This window comes from Geothrix paludis, assembly GCF_022808815.1.
GTDB classification, from domain to species: Bacteria; Acidobacteriota; Holophagae; order Holophagales; family Holophagaceae; genus Geothrix; species Geothrix paludis.
This window is the reverse complement of sequence record NZ_JAKZLC010000001.1, coordinates 83075-98204: the sequence shown is the minus strand read 5'-3', so window position 1 is coordinate 98204 and position 15130 is coordinate 83075. Positions and strand designations below refer to the sequence as shown.

The 15130-nt window shown below is 69.1% G+C and carries 18 protein-coding genes and 1 tRNA gene; 10 read left to right on the top strand and 9 right to left on the bottom strand.

Annotated features, from left to right (window positions below; translation table 11 throughout):
* Nucleotides 1-92: 92 nt before the first annotated feature.
* The 4 genes from MLE64_RS00470 to MLE64_RS00455 all read left to right on the top strand — a co-directional run bounded on the left by MLE64_RS00470 (nt 93) and on the right by MLE64_RS00455 (nt 1911).
* Nucleotides 93-178: transfer RNA gene (locus MLE64_RS00470), tRNA-Leu, on the top strand.
* A gap of 132 nt (nt 179-310) precedes the next feature.
* Nucleotides 311-580 carry a 30S ribosomal protein S15 gene (gene rpsO / locus MLE64_RS00465; RefSeq protein ID WP_243285910.1) on the top strand — a complete coding sequence of 90 codons (270 nt, stop codon included), beginning with the start codon at nt 311-313 and terminating at the stop codon, nt 578-580.
* A 57-nt stretch (nt 581-637) separates the two neighbouring features.
* Complete coding sequence (locus MLE64_RS00460) at nt 638-1312, top strand: NUDIX domain-containing protein (protein ID WP_243314628.1); 675 nt, start codon at nt 638-640, stop codon at nt 1310-1312.
* Entirely contained in the window at nt 1309-1911 is a 603-nt protein-coding gene (locus MLE64_RS00455; protein ID WP_243293266.1) for an L-threonylcarbamoyladenylate synthase, read from the top strand. The genes MLE64_RS00460 and MLE64_RS00455 overlap by 4 nt, the downstream gene beginning before the upstream one ends.
* Here MLE64_RS00455 and MLE64_RS00450 read toward each other — a convergent pair.
* The 7 genes from MLE64_RS00450 to MLE64_RS00420 form a co-directional block, all read right to left on the bottom strand.
* Nucleotides 1904-2683 (bottom strand): hypothetical protein, encoded by a 780-nt coding sequence (locus tag MLE64_RS00450; protein ID WP_243314626.1) that lies wholly within the window; start codon nt 2681-2683, stop codon nt 1904-1906. The two genes, MLE64_RS00455 and MLE64_RS00450, sit on opposite strands and share 8 nt — an antisense overlap.
* Nucleotides 2683-4083 (bottom strand): L-serine ammonia-lyase, encoded by a 1401-nt coding sequence (locus MLE64_RS00445; RefSeq protein WP_243314616.1) that lies wholly within the window; start codon nt 4081-4083, stop codon nt 2683-2685. The genes MLE64_RS00450 and MLE64_RS00445 overlap by 1 nt, the downstream gene beginning before the upstream one ends.
* 24 nt (nt 4084-4107) lie before the next feature.
* Entirely contained in the window at nt 4108-5682 is a 1575-nt protein-coding gene (gene nadB, locus MLE64_RS00440; RefSeq protein ID WP_243314613.1) for an L-aspartate oxidase, read from the bottom strand.
* On the bottom strand, nt 5679-6455 hold the full coding sequence (locus MLE64_RS00435; RefSeq protein WP_243314611.1) for a DUF309 domain-containing protein: 777 nt from the start codon (nt 6453-6455) through the stop codon (nt 5679-5681). The genes nadB and MLE64_RS00435 overlap by 4 nt, the downstream gene beginning before the upstream one ends.
* Entirely contained in the window at nt 6452-7174 is a 723-nt protein-coding gene (yaaA, locus tag MLE64_RS00430; protein ID WP_243314609.1) for a peroxide stress protein YaaA, read from the bottom strand. The genes MLE64_RS00435 and yaaA overlap by 4 nt, the downstream gene beginning before the upstream one ends.
* Nucleotides 7171-7866, bottom strand: coding sequence for a DUF3473 domain-containing protein (locus MLE64_RS00425; RefSeq protein WP_279342884.1), 696 nt, complete (start codon nt 7864-7866; stop codon nt 7171-7173). The genes yaaA and MLE64_RS00425 overlap by 4 nt, the downstream gene beginning before the upstream one ends.
* 119 nt (nt 7867-7985) lie before the next feature.
* Nucleotides 7986-8681: a MotA/TolQ/ExbB proton channel family protein gene (locus MLE64_RS00420; protein WP_243285902.1), complete on the bottom strand. Its 696-nt coding sequence runs from the start codon at nt 8679-8681 to the stop codon at nt 7986-7988.
* Between the two features lie 72 nt (nt 8682-8753).
* Here MLE64_RS00420 and MLE64_RS00415 point away from each other — a divergent pair, with 72 nt between their 5' ends.
* The 4 genes from MLE64_RS00415 (at nt 8754) to tatC (ending at nt 11515) form a co-directional block, all read left to right on the top strand.
* The gene (locus tag MLE64_RS00415; protein ID WP_243314606.1) at nt 8754-10109 is read left to right on the top strand and encodes a UDP-glucose dehydrogenase family protein; all 1356 of its coding nucleotides are present in this window, start codon (nt 8754-8756) and stop codon (nt 10107-10109) included.
* Nucleotides 10109-10453, top strand: a complete 345-nt coding sequence (locus tag MLE64_RS00410) for an AtuA-related protein (RefSeq protein ID WP_243314603.1) — start codon at nt 10109-10111, stop codon at nt 10451-10453. Before MLE64_RS00415 ends, MLE64_RS00410 begins: the two co-directional genes overlap by 1 nt.
* A gap of 32 nt (nt 10454-10485) precedes the next feature.
* On the top strand, nt 10486-10683 hold the full coding sequence (gene tatA / locus MLE64_RS00405; protein ID WP_243314595.1) for a twin-arginine translocase TatA/TatE family subunit: 198 nt from the start codon (nt 10486-10488) through the stop codon (nt 10681-10683).
* 64 nt (nt 10684-10747) lie between these two features.
* Nucleotides 10748-11515, top strand: coding sequence for a twin-arginine translocase subunit TatC (tatC, locus tag MLE64_RS00400; protein WP_243314593.1), 768 nt, complete (start codon nt 10748-10750; stop codon nt 11513-11515).
* Here the strand turns inward: tatC and MLE64_RS00395 are convergent.
* Nucleotides 11464-12591, bottom strand: a complete 1128-nt coding sequence (locus MLE64_RS00395; RefSeq protein ID WP_243314591.1) for a UDP-N-acetylglucosamine--N-acetylmuramyl-(pentapeptide) pyrophosphoryl-undecaprenol N-acetylglucosamine transferase — start codon at nt 12589-12591, stop codon at nt 11464-11466. The two genes, tatC and MLE64_RS00395, sit on opposite strands and share 52 nt — an antisense overlap.
* A 187-nt stretch (nt 12592-12778) precedes the next feature.
* Here MLE64_RS00395 and MLE64_RS00390 point away from each other — a divergent pair, with 187 nt between their 5' ends.
* Both MLE64_RS00390 and MLE64_RS00385 read left to right on the top strand, forming a co-directional pair.
* Entirely contained in the window at nt 12779-13528 is a 750-nt protein-coding gene (locus MLE64_RS00390; RefSeq protein ID WP_243314588.1) for an electron transfer flavoprotein subunit beta/FixA family protein, read from the top strand.
* A 47-nt stretch (nt 13529-13575) separates the two neighbouring features.
* Nucleotides 13576-14547, top strand: a complete 972-nt coding sequence (locus MLE64_RS00385; RefSeq protein WP_243314586.1) for an electron transfer flavoprotein subunit alpha/FixB family protein — start codon at nt 13576-13578, stop codon at nt 14545-14547.
* 66 nt (nt 14548-14613) lie between these two features.
* Here MLE64_RS00385 and MLE64_RS00380 read toward each other — a convergent pair whose 3' ends face one another.
* Nucleotides 14614-15063 carry a DUF1569 domain-containing protein gene (locus tag MLE64_RS00380; protein ID WP_243314584.1) on the bottom strand — a complete coding sequence of 150 codons (450 nt, stop codon included), beginning with the start codon at nt 15061-15063 and terminating at the stop codon, nt 14614-14616.
* Nucleotides 15064-15130: the final 67 nt, after the last annotated feature.

The following is a 15130-nucleotide window of genomic DNA, read 5'->3' as shown; positions in this document are numbered from 1 at the left end:
TGCCGAGAATCACTGTTGCCTCGAAGCGTGGACCACGCTAGGCTTGGTGTTCGGCACATCCGGAACCCGCGGGCCCCGGATCGTTCTTTCAAGCGGATATGGCGGAATTGGTAGACGCGCTAGTTTCAGGTACTAGTGTTCACAAGACGTGGGGGTTCGAGTCCCTCTATCCGCACCATTTTCTCGCCGGCGTCGCCGGCAAGAAAATGGTCGTTGAAAACAAACAGGCACCTGGCCTCTCCAGGTTCGACCCATCCTCGGTACGGGACTGAGGAACGGGTGACGGGCGATCCCCCGAAAAGGAGCCGACATGGCCCTGAACGTGGAACAGAAGAAGATCATCATCGACGACTACAAGCAGCACGAGTCGGACACGGGTTCGCCCGAGGTGCAGGTCGCGATCCTGACCAAGCGGATCAACGACCTGACCGAGCACTTCAAGACCCACACCAAGGACTACCACAGCCGCCGCGGCCTCATGATCATGGTCGGCCAGCGCCGCCGCCTGCTCGACTACCTCAAGAAGAAGAGCAAGGAGCGCTACGCCACGCTGATCGACCGCCTCGGCCTCCGTCGGTAAGGAAGGCTTCTTCTCCCAAAACGCCCGCGCAAGCGGGCGTTTTGCTATGTTCAGAAGATGGATCTGAAGCCCCTGCCCCGGCCCGAGCATCCGGACCCCTACACGGTCACGGGCCGCCGGTTCATCTACGACTCGCCCTGGATCCGCATCCGCGAGGACCGCTTCCGCCACCGCCGGGGCGCCGAGGGGCGCTACGCCGTCTGCGGGTTCCACCGCACCGCCTGCGGGGTCCTGGCGCTGGATGACCAGGACCGCGTGGTGCTCGTGGGCCAGTGGCGCTATCCGCTGGAGGCCTATTCCTGGGAGATTCCCGAGGGCGGCGGCGACATCTCGGAGAGTCCCTTCGAGGCCATGCGCCGGGAGCTGGCGGAGGAGGCCGGCCTCGCGGCCCAGGTGTGGGAACCACTGGCCTTCTTCCACACCAGCAACTCCTCCACGGAGGAGGAGGCCTTCCTCTTCCTGGCCACAGACCTCAGTCCCGCGGAGGGCCACCATCCCGAGGACGACGAGGAGCTGATGCTCCATCGCGAGCCCTTCCAGGACTGCCTCCGACGCGTGCTGGCCGGCGAGATCACGGACAGCCTCACGGTGGTGGCGCTGCTGGCCCTCCAGGGACGGCGAACCGGCGTGGCCGCGGCCCTGGACCCCGCACTGGCGGAGCGCTTCTTCCAGCGGCCCCAGGAGCATCCCTCCGCCGGCCGCGCGCGCTGGCGGGAGCTGGACACGCCATGATCCTCACCCTGCACCCCGAGACGCCCCAGGTGCGCCATCTCGAGCGCCTCGCGGAGCTGCTGCGGAAGGACGGCGTCATCGCCTACCCCACGGACACGCTGTTCGGGCTGGGCTGTCTGGTGTCCCACAAGAAGGCGGTGGACCGCATCCACCAGCTCAAGGGCCGCGATCCGAAGAAGCCCATGTCGATCATGTGCTCGGACATGGAGATGCTCTGCCGCTACGCCCGCCACCTGGACACGCCCACCTTCCGCATCCTCAAGCAGCTGCTGCCCGGGCCCTACACCGTGCTCCTGCCCGCCAGCCGCGAAGTGCCGCGCTACCTCCAGAACAAGCAGGTGGTGGGTCTCCGCATCCCGGACCAGCCGTTCTGCCACGCACTGGTGGCGATGCTTGGCGAGCCCATCATCACCACCAGCGTCGCGCTGCCGGACCAGCCCATCCTGAACACGGCCTGGGAGATCGAGGAAGAGCTGGGCCACGCCCTGGACATGGTGGTGGACTGCGGCCAGCCCCTGGGCATCCCCAGCACCATCCTGGATCTGAGCGGCGAGGAGCCCGTCCTCCTGCGCGAAGGCGCGGGGGCCTGGCCTATCTAGGCGATCCGGCCTTCTCCTCCGCCTTCTTGCGCAGGGCCTGATATTCCTCGTCGCTGAGGAGGCCGTCGCGCCAGAGGCCCTCGATGCGGCTGAGGGCGCCCTGCAGGTCGAAGGCGGGGGCCGGCTTGGCGACGGCGGGTGCCGGCAGGGCGGGAGGGGCGGGTGCGGGAGTGGGTGCCTGAACGGGTTTGGCAGCTTCCTTCGGTGCCGCGGGGACGGCGAGCAGCCGCCCCAGATCCTCGCTCCAGCGCTCGAAGCGGCCCGGGATGTAATCGGGAGCCCCGCTTTCGAGCGTGTCGTGGAAGGCGCCCAGCAGCTCGCCCGTCTTTCCGTCCACGAGCTTGAGGTCGAAGGACAGGGCGACCCGGCCCGCGGCCATGTAGTCGTCCGCCTGGCCGATGGCGTCCACGATCCGCCCCACCAGGTGGACGTCGCCGGTGGCGGTCGAGACGGGCACGCTTCCCTTCAGGCCCCGGCGGAGGCCCCGCTCCAGGGCTGCGGGAAGGGCCCCTTCGACCCGGGTCAGGAAGGTCTGGTCCTTGAGGTCCCGCTTGCCCAGGACCCACGCGGGCGCCTCCCAGGATCCCAGCTGGACCGCCCTGCCCCGCAGGTCCAGGCCGGGCTTCAGCCACTGGAAGCCCAGGGCCTTCGACGGCTGGAACGCGGCTCCAGGGCCGAACCAGGCGGGATCGAGCCGCCCTCCGTCCAGACCTCCGGCCTGGGCCGAGAGAAGGGCGGGGACCAGCAACAGCAGGGCGGCGGACGGTCGCATCAGCACTCCGGCAGGTTCACCGTGAAGTCTAGCGGCATTTCGAGCACGTTCACGGCGAGGCCGCCCCGGGCCGTCTCCTTGTACTTGCTCTTCATGTCGGCGCCGGTGTCGCGCATGGTCTTGATGACCTTGTCCAGGCTCACGAAGTGGTGGCCGTCGCCGTGCAGGGACATGCGGGCGGCGTTGATGGCCTTCACGCTGGCCATGGCGTTGCGTTCGATGCACGGCACCTGCACCAGGCCGCCGATGGGATCGCAGGTGAGGCCCAGGTTGTGCTCCATGCCGATCTCCGCGGCGTTCTCCACCTGGTCCGGCGTGCCGCCCATCACCTCGGCCAGGGCCCCGGCGGCCATGGAGCAGGCCACGCCCACTTCGCCCTGGCAGCCCACCTCGGCGCCGCTGATGGAGGCGTTCTCCTTGTAGAGGGCGCCGATGGCCCCGGCCGTCAGGAGGAACCGCGCCACCCCCTCGTCCGTGGCCCCGGGCACGAAGCGCCGGTAGTAGTGCAGGACGGCGGGAATGATGCCCGCGGCGCCGTTGGTCGGAGCCGTCACCACGCGGCCCCCGGCCGCGTTCTCCTCGTTCACCGCCAGGGCGTAGAGGCTCACGAAGTCCAGGGCCGTGAGGGGATCCTTGAGGCCCGCCTCCGGGGATTCGGTCAGACGCCGGTAGAGCGCGGGCGCGCGGCGCGGCACCTTCAGGCCGCCGGGCAGCAATCCCTCGGTGGCGCAGCCGCGCCGCACGCAGGCCTGCATGACCGACCAGAGCTCCTGGAGGCCCGACCGGATGGCCGCCTCGGAGCGCCAGGTCCGCTCGTTCGCCAGCATGACCTGGCTGACGGGCAGCCCCTGCGCCCGGCAGTGATCCAGTAGGCCCTTGGCCGTGTGGAAGGGGAAAGGCGGCTCCAGGCCGGCGGCTGTCGGAACCAGGGCGCCCTCCTCCACCACGAACCCGCCACCCACGGAGTAGTAGACCTGGGCGCGGAGCACCCCGCCGCCTGCGTCCAGGGCCGTGAAGCGCATGCCGTTCGGATGGAAGGGCAGGCTCTTGTGGAGCAGATGCAGATGGTCCGCCTCGCGGAACGGGACTTCGCGCCTCCCGAGGAGGGCCAGCCGCCCCGAGTCGCGGACCCGCGCCACCAGGCCCTCCACGGCCTCCACATCAACCTCTTCCGGGGTCTCCCCCAGCAGGCCGAGGATCACCGCCTTGTCGCTGCCGTGGCCCCTCCCCGTGGCACCCAGGCTGCCGAACAGCTCCACTCGCACCTCCCCTGTGGCCTCGAGCAGGTCCGAGGCCTCCAGCCCGAGGGCGAATCCGCGGGCGGCCCGCATGGGCCCCACGGTGTGCGAGGAGCTCGGCCCGATGCCGATGCGGAAGAGGTCGAAGACGGACAACACCATGCCCCATTGTCCCGCGACCGGCAATCAATCGATGCGGTAATGGCAGCCGCGGCTTTCGGGGTTCTGGAGGGCAGCGTTGAGGATCAGGCGGGCGCAGAGGATGCCGCTGCGCAGCTCCAGCAGCTCCCGGCTGAGGAGCGTCTGGTGGTAGAAGCGCTCGATGCGGTGGGCCAGGTAGTGCAGGTCCGACCGTGCCCGCTCCAGGCGGGCGCTGCTGCGGACGATGCCCGCATAGTTCCAGAGAGTGCTGCGGATGAGGCGCCAGTCCTGGTCGATGAGGAGGGGGTCAGTCTCCTCAGGTTCCTCCGGCATGCGCCAGGCGGCCAGTTCGCCGGGATCCGGATCCACGGTCTCCCGCAGTTCCCGCACGGCGGTGTCGGCGCTGTGGAAGCCCCACACCAGGCCCTCCAGCAGGCTGGTGGAGGCCAGGCGGTTGGCGCCATGGAGCCCCGTGCAGGCCACCTCTCCGGCGGCGAAGAGGCCCGACAGGCTGGTGCGGCCCTCCAGATCCACCAGCACGCCGCCGCAGAAATAGTGGGCGGCGGGCACCACGGGGATGGGATGGCGGTGCGGATCGATGTCCTCGGCCCGGCAGGCCGCCATGATCGTGGGGAAGTGCTCGTCCAGATCCAGCTTCGCCGCCACCGGGGCCAGATCGAGGTAGGCGCAGGGTTCCCCACTGACCGCCATCTCCTGGAAGATTGCCCGGCTCACCACATCGCGAGGCGCCAGTTCCATCTGATCCGGGGCGTACTTGGACATGAACCGCTCGCCCTTGCGGTTGAGCAGCTGCGCTCCTTCGCCCCGGAGGGCCTCGGTCAGCAACGTCCGCGGCTTGCCGGGGACGTAGAGGGTGGTGGGATGAAACTGGAGGTACTCGCAGTTCACGATGCGCGCGCTGGCCCGGTAGGCGGCCGCCAGGCCGTCTCCCGTGGCGCCCGGCGGGTTCGTGGTGTGCAGGTAGAGGTAGCCCAGGCCGCCGGTGGCCAGGATCGTGCGGCGGGCCAGGAGGCCTTCCACCTCGCCCGTGATGGGGTCGAAGAGGTAGGCGCCATGGACGCGGATGGGCTCGTAGACCTGCACCGGACTGACGCAATGGTGAGGGCTGGTGATGAGGTCCACCAGGCAGAGCCCCTCCCGCAGGCGGATGTTCGGGTGCTTCCGGACGGCCTCGCTGAGCGCCGTCTGGATGGCCAGCCCGGTGGCGTCCTTGGCGTGGTAGATGCGCCGGGCGCTGTGGGCCGCCTCGGCCGTGGGATCGGGGGTCCCGCCGGTCCCGAGGTCGAAGGGCACGCCCAGCCGCTCCCAGAGGAAGCTCCGGCAGAGTTTCGGCCCCTCCTCGGCCAGCTGGCGCACGGCCTCGGGCCGGCAGAGGCCCGCGCCTGCGGCCTCGATGTCCGCGGCCAGCAGGTCCGCGGAGTCGCCTTCCTCCGGCGGCGGCTGACCGATGATGCCGCCCTGGGCCCAGGCGGTGTTGCTGCCGCCCAGCTCGTCCTTGGCCACCAGCACCACGGAGATGCCCTGATCCGCCGCGCGCAGGGCCGCGGAACAGCCCGCGATCCCCGCGCCCAGCACCAGCAGATCGACCCCATCCTTCATGCCAGCTCCCAGGTAGGGCGATCCAGGGCCCACAAGGCCGACAGGTCCCCGCCATCCTTCGTGCGCCTTCCATGGTCCAGCCGCCGCACCGTCAGGTCCAGCGCAACCTCGGCCCGCACCTCGCCCCAGGGCGTGGGAACGCGTCCGCCGCAGGTCTCCAGGCGGCCGACGGCCTCCTCCCACAGGGCCACCATGCCCGGCAGGTTGTGCTGCTGGAGGTGGTGGTATCCGCCCGTCAGCAGGATCAGCCCCTGGAGCTGCCCCTTCAGGTCGCCCTCCGCCGCGTCCCACAGCGGTTCCAGGGCGTCGTGGCACTCGTGGTAGAGGCCGTGGTTGAAGAGGGACACCCCGCAGGCCAGCGGGTAGCGGGCGCCCAGGGGCAATGGCGTGAGGGCGGCCAGCTGCCACCCGCAGCGCAGGCTCACCAGCGGACCCCAGGCGCCCCAGGCGGCAGCTGGACGCCAGCCGGTGGGCCCGGCTTCCGCCGTGTCCGGCCAGGCCGCCCGGTGTGCCTGCCAGGCAGCCACGGGATCGTGGTGGCCCAGGGCGCTCAGCATACGGGCGGCATGGGTCAGCAACTCGGCCTCGGGGAGCCCGTCGGGATAAACCTTCCGCAGGCCCGGCGCGCCGAGGATCGTGGGCCAGACCAGGACCTGGCGGGCCTCCGGATCGCCCAGGGCCGCCTCCATGCGGGCCTGGAAGAAACGCTGGATCGCCAGGGGAAGCTGGGGCTGGCGCTGCCAGAAGGGAGTGCGGTTGCAATCGTCGCTCATGGTTCCACCAGCAGCCGGAGGGCCAGCCCGCCCCGGTCGTTCTCATCCACGCCAGCCCACTGGCACCCTGGGATTCGCCCCTTCAACACCTTTCTGGGATCGCCCTGCTGGTGCGCCAGGATCCAGCGAGCCACCAGGCCCCGGTACTTCTTCGAAAAATGGCTGACGGCCTTTCCCCGGGCATCGAGAATCTCCACCGTATGGCGGGGGCGGGTCCAGCCCTTGAGCAGATCGGCAGAATCGCCCGGGAGCAGCTCCCACACGGAGCCTTCCGGCAGCGCCTCCAGCTGCGCCGGAAGCGCCTTCCGCCAGTGGGCCTTCAATCCCGGGATGGCCGCCAGCTTGAGCTTGTAGGGTGGCACGGGCTCGTCGCCGCGCACCAGGCCCCGGAGGTTGGACAGGATGAACACCTGCCGCCAGGCCTCCGGTGGCAGCGAGGCCGCATCCAGCGCCTGGAAGGCCACGCCGGTGTACCGGGACAGGGCGGGCAGCAGGGGCACGGGCCGCGCCAGCGCCAGCGCTTCGGTCCGGGCCTTGTCCAAGGCCAGATCCTTCACGTCGAAAGCTTTCTTGAGCGCTTCCGGCGATCCGGTCCGGGCGAGGGCCAGCAACCGCTCTCGCACCCAGTGCTGAGCGGACGTCTCCGGCAGCTTCCCGCGGACCCCGCCGGAAGCCTTGTCCTCGGAAGGCGCGAGGAGGATGAGCGGCGCCAGGGTCATCGCTCCGCCACCCAGGCCTCGAGGGTCGTCAGGCGGAACCCCGCGAGCAGATCGCGAAGGTGCGCCCCGTGCCCCTTCAGGCCGGCGCTGTGGGCGAAGCGGTGGCCGAAGGGAGCTCCCGGCAGTTCCGGCTGTCCCTCGTCCAGCTCCCATGGGTGTACGGTCAGCGGAGTGCCGGCATCATTGAGGGCCAGGGCCTCAAGCTCCCGGCGGACGAGGCTGAAGGGCAGCACCCGGGGGCCCCAGCCCCAGAGGGGCGAGCGCGGTGGACCGGACCAGAGGACGGGCGGCGGCAACTCCCAGAGGCCTTCCATCAGCAGGTGGGGCCGCCGGGGCCAATGGGGATCGCCGATGACGGCGAGGGGCGCGCGGCTGGAGTCGTAGCGGAAGCCCAGCTCCGGCAGGTCCCGCCACCAGCCTTCGGCAGGGCCGCGAAGGCTCCACTCCGGGGCCCGATAGCCCACCACGGGCTGCCCGGTGAGATCCTCCAGCAGGGCCTTGCCGTCGCGCAGCGAGGCGCGCCATGCGGCCCGATCCATCTCGAAGGCCCGGCGGTGCGTGAGCCCATGCAGGCCAACTGCGTGACCTTCCGCCACGATGCGCCGCAGCAGCACCGGGTGCCGGCGGGCCTGGTCACCCAGGCAGAACCAGGTGGCCTGGGCGCCCAAGTCCGCGCAGAGGGCGAGCGACAGCTCCGTGGCCTGCGGCAGGCGGCACTCGAAGCGGTCCAGGGCCTCGGGCTGGTCGTAGGGCGGGCAGCAGAGCTGGAACCAGTCCTCCCAGTCGAGGGAGAGCGGCAGGCGTGGGCTTCTCAGGTGAAGTTCCGTTCCGAGAGGCTGATGAACTCAAGGGAGAAGTCGTCGAGCTCGGTCTGGAACTGCTTCAGCTGGCCCTGGAAGAAGTTGTAGGCCATGAGCGCGGGAATGGCCGCCACCAGGCCGATGGCAGTGGCCACCAGGGCCTCGGAGATTCCGGGGGCCACGGTGGCCAGGTTCGCGTTGCCCGTGGCGCCGATGCCGCGGAAGGCATCGATGATGCCCCACACGGTGCCGAAGAGGCCGATGAAGGGGCTCACCGCGGCCACGGTGGCCAGGCCGCCCAGGGACCGCTCGAGCCGCCCCATCTCCACCACGCTGGCCCGCTGGAGGCTGCGCTCCACAGCTTCCATGCTGCGCAGCTGGGGGCGGCCATCCGGACCCACCTGGCGGAGCTGATAGGTGACTTCGCCATAGCCCGCCACGAAGAGGCCCACCAGCGGGCTCATGGCGAACCGCTCCACCTGCTGCTTCAGGTCGCGCCAGTCCGTGGCCCGCTTGAAGGCGCCTCGGAAGCGCTCGGACACCTCGCGGCTGCGGCGGTAGAGCAGCGCCTTCCGGATGATCACCACCCAGCTCAGGAGCGAGAAGGTGAAGAGGATCGTCAGCACGGACTTGGCGACGGGGCCCGCATGGAGCATCACCTCCAGCAGGTTGACTTCATTGCCCGTGGGTGCCGCCAGGATCGCCATGCTGCTGCCTCCGTCCGGGAAATGATAGCAAGCGGGGATGCGGCTACACTGGATGCTTTGCGCGGGGACGCCATGCAGGTGCTGGTCATCGGATCGGGTTACGTGGGGTTGGTGGCTGCCGCCTGCTTCGCCGAGGCTGGGCACCGCGTCCTTGGCGTGGATGTGGATGCCGCCAAGGTCGCCGCCCTCAGCCGGGGGGAATCCCCCATCTTCGAGCCGGGCCTGGATGACCTGCTCCGGAGGCATCTCGCGTCGGGCGTTCTGCGGTTCACCACGGACCTCAAGGAGGGCATCGCGGAGGCCGCCGCGGCCTTCATCTGCGTGGGCACCCCCCAGAGCGAGGACGGCAGCGCGGACATGAAGTACGTGCTGGCCGTTGCGGGCCAGATCGGTGGGGCCATGGCCCTGCGCGCCAAGGATGCCGCCCCCCTCATCGTGGTGGACAAGAGCACGGTGCCGGTGGGCACGGCGGCACGGGTCCATGCGGAAATCGCACACCACACGGATCGCGCCTTCGAAGTCGTGAGCAACCCCGAGTTCCTCCGCGAAGGCTCGGCCATCGGTGACTTCCTGGAGCCGGACCGCGTGGTGGTGGGCTGCCGCACGGACCACGCCGAGAAGGTGATGAAGGGGCTCTACCAGTCCTTCCTGGACCGCAGCGGCGGCAAGTGGTTCCGCATGGACCCCCCCAGCGCGGAGCTCACCAAGTACGCCGCCAACGCCATGCTGGCCCTGCGCATCAGCTTCATCAACGAGATCGCCAATCTCGCCGAGTGCGTGGGCGCCGACATCGACCACGTGAAGACCGCCATCGGCGCGGACCACCGCATCGGCCCGGCCTTCCTCAACCCCGGGCCCGGTTTCGGCGGTTCCTGCTTCCCCAAGGACCTGCAGGCGCTCCTCAAGGTGGGGCGCGAGCACGGCCATCCCATGATGACCCTGGCCACCACGGTGGAGGCCAACCGCCACCAGAAGCAGGTGCTCCTCCGGAAGGTGAAGGCCCACTTCGGCGTGAAGCCGGGCGTGCCCGCTCCCCTGAAGGGCAAGCGCTTCGCCCTGTGGGGCCTGGCCTTCAAGGCCAACACCGATGACATCCGGGAGAGCATGGCCCTGGAGCTCATCGATGGCCTGGTGAACCTGGGCGCGGACGTGGTGGTGCATGACTTCGCCGCCATGGAGGCCGTGAAGGCGAAGGTCGGCGACAAGGTCCGCTACGCCGAGACTCCACTGGCAGCCTGCGACGGTGCGGACGCCCTGCTCATCGCCACCGAGTGGGCGGATTACAAGGCGGCCGACCTCGAGGCCGTCGCCAAGGCCCTCAAGTCACGCTGCATGTTCGACGGCCGCAACCTCTTCCGGCCGGAGGCCATGGAGGCCAAGGGCTGGACCTACCATTCCCTGGGACGCCGTTCCGTGGAGGCCCGTTGATGCGCATCCGACTCGAAGACATCGCCCACGCCCGCAGCGGCGACAAGGGGGACGGCTCCAACGTGGGCGTCATCGCCTATACGGAGGCCGGTTATCACCTGTTGCAACAAGAACTTACATCTGAGCGTGTCAAACATCACTTTTCAACCATATGCAAAGGTAGTGTTGAACGTTTCGAGGTTCCTAACCTCAAGGCCCTCAACTTCATCCTGCACGACTCCCTGGGCGGGGGCGGCAGCGAAAGCGTGAAAACCGATGCTCAGGGGAAGACCCACGGGCAGGCCCTGCTTAGAATGGAACTCGACCTTCCGGCCGGCCTGACGCTGGCGGATCTCAAACCCTGAAGGGCATCCCCACCCCGCCAAGGAGCACCAACATGGGCAATCTCGGAATGATGGAAATCCTGCTGATCGGCATCGCGCTGCTGATCTTCTTCGGCCCCTCCCGCCTGCCCGAACTGGGCAAGAGCCTGGGCAAGGGCATCCAGGAGTTCAAGAAGGCCAGCCGCGAGCTGACGGATTCCGTGAAGGAAGACGTCGCCGCGCCTCCCGCCTCCGACAAGGACAAGAAGTAAGCCGCCAGGCCCTCCACCGGCCGGTCTCCCTGGGGAGGCCGGCCTTTTCTCCCCGTTGAGGACCATGGCGCTTCCGGCCACGCCGCCCGACAAGATGAGCTTCTGGGAGCACCTGCAGGAACTGCGGGTGCGGATCGTCCGATCCCTCGGCATCGTGGCCGTGGGCTTCGCCATCACCTATGCCTACCGCTTCAAGCTCTGGGCCTGGGCGCAGAAGCCCTTCCTCGAGGCCATGGCGCGCCAGACGGGCAAGCCCATCGGAAGCCTGGATCCTTTCGCCTTCACGGACCTCACCGAGCCCTTCTTCAGCATGATGCGGCTCTCACTGTGGGCCGCGGCCGTGTTCTGCGCCCCCTTCCTCTTCTACCAGCTCTGGGCCTTCATCCGGCCGGGCCTGCTGCCCAAGGAACGCCGCCTCGTCATCCCCTTCGTCTTCGTCACCTCGGCCTGCTTCCTGGCCGGCGCCGCCTTCGCCTACTACCAGGCGTTCAAGTTCCTGGGGGACATCCTCTTCCAGGAGGCCGCCCAGGCGGGCCTGCGCGCCAACCTGCACGCCTCGGACTACCTGGACCTGTTCATCTCCACCACGCTCATCACCGGCGTGATGTTCGAGCTGCCGGTCCTCTTCTTCTTCCTGGCGAAGTTCCGCATCGTGACGGCGCGCCTCATGCTGAAGTACTGGCGTCATGCCACCATCGCCATCCTCATCTTCAGCGCGTTCTTCACGCCGGGCGACGTGGTGGTGACCACCATCTTCTTCAGCGTGGTCCTGCTGGGCCTCTACTTCATCTCCGTGGTGGTGGCCTGGGCCGCGGAGCCCCGCGCGAAGTAGGCCCCCAGGTCGTCCAGGCTGAGACCCACGGCCTGATTGGGTTCAGGCGGGACGGACAGGTGCCTCCGCGCATCCGCGTCGGTCATGCGGAGCGCGAGTGACGCGCGGAGCCGCGCCGGGAACTCCGGGCCCTGCTCGACCATGGCGGCGCGGCCCTCCGAGGCCAGGGCCAGGGCGTTCATGCGCTGGTGGTCATTGGCGCTGGTCGGCAGGGGCACCAGGATCGCCCCCCGGCCCGCGGCCTTCAGCTCCGCGCAGGTGCTGGCCCCGGATCGGCTGAGGACGAGGCTGGCCGCCTCCATGGCCTCATCCATGCGGGTGATGAAGGGGACCAGCGCATGGCGAGGGTGGCGCGGCCGGTCCTTCAGCCGCTCGAACTCCGCGGGGCCGGCCTGGTGGAGCAGTTCCCACTCCGGGGCCGCCTCCAGCAGCGCGGGCGCGATCTCCAGCAGCGCTTCGTTGAGGGCCCGCGCCCCGCCGCTCCCCCCGAGGACCAGCAACCGGAAGGGCGGCTCCAGCGCCGATGCTGCCGGGAAGTCCCGCAGGAAGGCCTCCCTCACCGGCGTGCCCACCACCAGGCAGTCCGCCCCGGGAAGCAGGGAGCGCACGCCTTCGAGGCCGCACCAGACCCGCCGGGCCTTCGGAGCGAGCAGCTTCACCAGGGCGCCCGGCGCGGCGTTGCTCTCATGCAGGAAGTAGGGGATGCCCAGCGCCCGCGCGGCCAGCAGGGCCGGAGCCGCGCCGTAGCCGCCGGTGCCGATCACCGCCCAGGGCCGGGCCTTCCGCCACATGGCCTTCAGGCGTGCTGTGGCGCGCCATAGCTTCCAGGCGGATCTCGCGGCCCGCAGAGGCGACCGGCCCAGGAAGCCCTCCACATCGAGCAGCAGGTGCGGCCAGGGACTGGTCGGCAGCTCCCGGGCCTCGATGCCCCGGCGGGCCCCCACGAAGGCGATGGCCCGCTGCGGCCATCGACGGCGCGCGCCTTCCGCCAAGGCCATGGCTGGGAAGAAATGCCCTCCCGTCCCTCCGCCGGTGAGGACGAGGGCTCCATCGAAGCTCGGCGTGCGATCGCTCATGATCCGACCACCATACCGGAAGGCGCCCCCTTCCTACCCAAAGGCAAGTGCAACTTACCTGGAGACAGACACGTGATTCCAGGCACAAAGATCCTCAAAGGCCGGTAAAGTGGAAGGTCACGCCGCGCTAGAATCCATTTTTCCGCCGGTTCCCACCGGCTTGTCCATGACGCATCAGGGAGCGCCCATGAAGATCCTCGTCGCCCTCAAACAGGTCCCCGATACTGAGACCAAGATCAAAGTCGCCGCGGATGGCAAGTCTCTCGATCCTGCGGACGTCAAGTGGATCACCAGCCCCTACGACGAGTACGCGCTGGAAGAGGCCATCCGTCTGAAGGAGGGCAAGGGCGCTGAGGTGGTGGCGCTTTCCGTGGGAGGCGACACCGCCAAGGATGTGCTGAAGAACGCCCTGGCGCTCGGCGCCGACAGCGCCGTGCTGCTGAAGGGTGACGGCCAGGGCGATGCCTTCGCCGTGGCCCAGATGATCGCCGCCTACGCCAAGGACAAGGGCTTCGACCTGATCCTCTGCGGCAATAAGGGCCTGGGGGGCGACAACGCCGCCATGGGCCCCATGCTGGCGGAGCTGCTCGGCATCGCCCAGGCCAACGTCATCGTGAAGCTCGAGCTCGGCGAAGGCACCTTCAAGGCCGAGCGCGAGATCGAAGGCGGCTCGGAGATCGTCGAGGGCGCCCTGCCCGCCGTGATCACCGCCCAGAAGGGCCTCAATGAGCCCCGCTATGCCAGCCTCAAGGGCATCATGGCGGCCAAGAAGAAGACCATCGAGGAGCTGGATGCCGCCGCCACCACCGCTGGCGCGCAGGTGAGCGCCCTGGCCCTTCCCCCCGAGCGCCCCGCCGGCCGTCTGCTGCAGGGCGACGCCGCCCAGCAGGCCCAGGCCCTGCTCCAGGCCCTCAAGGATGAAGCCAAGGTCTTCTAGCCGGTCCTCCTCCGCTGACTGATCCGATATTCGAAAGGACGACATCCATGATTCTCGTGTTCTGTGAACTGAAGGACGGCCAGATCCGCAAGCCCAGCGCCGAGGCCCTCAGCGAAGGCCGCCGTCTGGCCGACGCTTCCGGCAAGAAGGTCGGCGCCCTGTTCGCCGGCGCCTCCTGCGCCGGGGCCGCCGAGGCCGCCAAGTTCGGCGCGGACGTGATCCTCACCGCCGAGGGCGCCACCCTGGCCTCCTACTCCAGCGACGCCTTCGCCCAGGTGCTGGCGGATGCCGTGAAGGCCAAGGGCGCCACGGTGCTGCTGGCCGCCGCCACCGCGGTGGGCAAGGACGTGCTTCCCCGCGCCGCCGCACGCCTGGGCGCCGGCTATGCCTCCGACGTCACCGGCCTCTCCATGGCGGACGGCAAGCTCCAGGCTGTGCGTCCGGTCTACGCCGGCAAGGCCTTCGCCACCACCACCTTCGCCAGCGCCGTGCAGACGGCCACCACCCGCCCCAACGTGTTCCCCGCCGCCGAGAAGGCTGGCGCCGGCGCCGCGGAAACGCTGGCGGCCCCCGCCGGTGACTTCAAGTCCGTGGTGAAGGAGATCCTCGCCAAGGCCGGCGGCAAGGTGGACCTCAGCGAAGCCAATGTCATCGTCAGCGGTGGCCGCGGCATGAAGGACGGCGCCAACTTCAAGATCCTTGAGGAACTGGCGGACGCCCTCGGGGGCGTGGTCGGCGCCTCCCGCGCGGCCGTGGACGCGGGCTGGGGCCTGCCCCACAGCATGCAGGTGGGCCAGACCGGCAAGGTCGTGAGCCCCACCCTCTATATCGCCTGCGGCATCAGCGGCGCCATCCAGCACATCGCCGGCATGAGCGGCTCGAAGTTCATCGTCGCCATCAACAAGGATCCCGAGGCGCCCATCTTCAAGCTGGCGAACTACGGCATTGTCGGGGATCTGTTCGAGGTCGTGCCTGAGCTTACGAAGGCTGCCAAGGCCATGGGAATCGGCCAGAACTGACCAGCGCCGTTCCCACCTGCAAAATCGCCCGGCGAACGCCGGGCGATTTTGCAGATAAGAAAAGATTCAGACTCCGAACTGCCTCAGGTGGTGGTCGAAGTGCTTGTAGATCAGGCACCCCCACTGGTCGCCGCTGAGCCGTCCGAAGAAGGGATGGATCCTGCCTTCGGTCTTCGCGGCGCCGCGCTGGACGACGCGGTCGATGAGCGTGGCCAGCCGGGTGCGCTCGGCCTCGAAGTCCTGGGGGCTGGACACCACGTAGATGGGATCGGTGGGGGAGTTGCGACGGAAGGGCTTCTCCCCGAAGACCTGGCTCCGGATGAAGGGCGTGATCAGCTTCCCGAGGAGGAGCTGCTTCACCGGACGGTCGCCCAGGGGATCGCCCAAGGCGAGGGCACAGTGCTTCATCATCTGGGCGGGATCCATCTTCCCCCACTGGCGCTGGGCGCCCGGCTCCAGTTCCGCGAACCGTCGGGCCAGGGCATCCCGGTCGGCCGGGTTGAACAGGGAATTCATCGTCGTTTTCCTCCACCAGAGAGCCGTTCACGGCTCCAGAATGCCGCCCGGCTGCGCCGGACGGCAT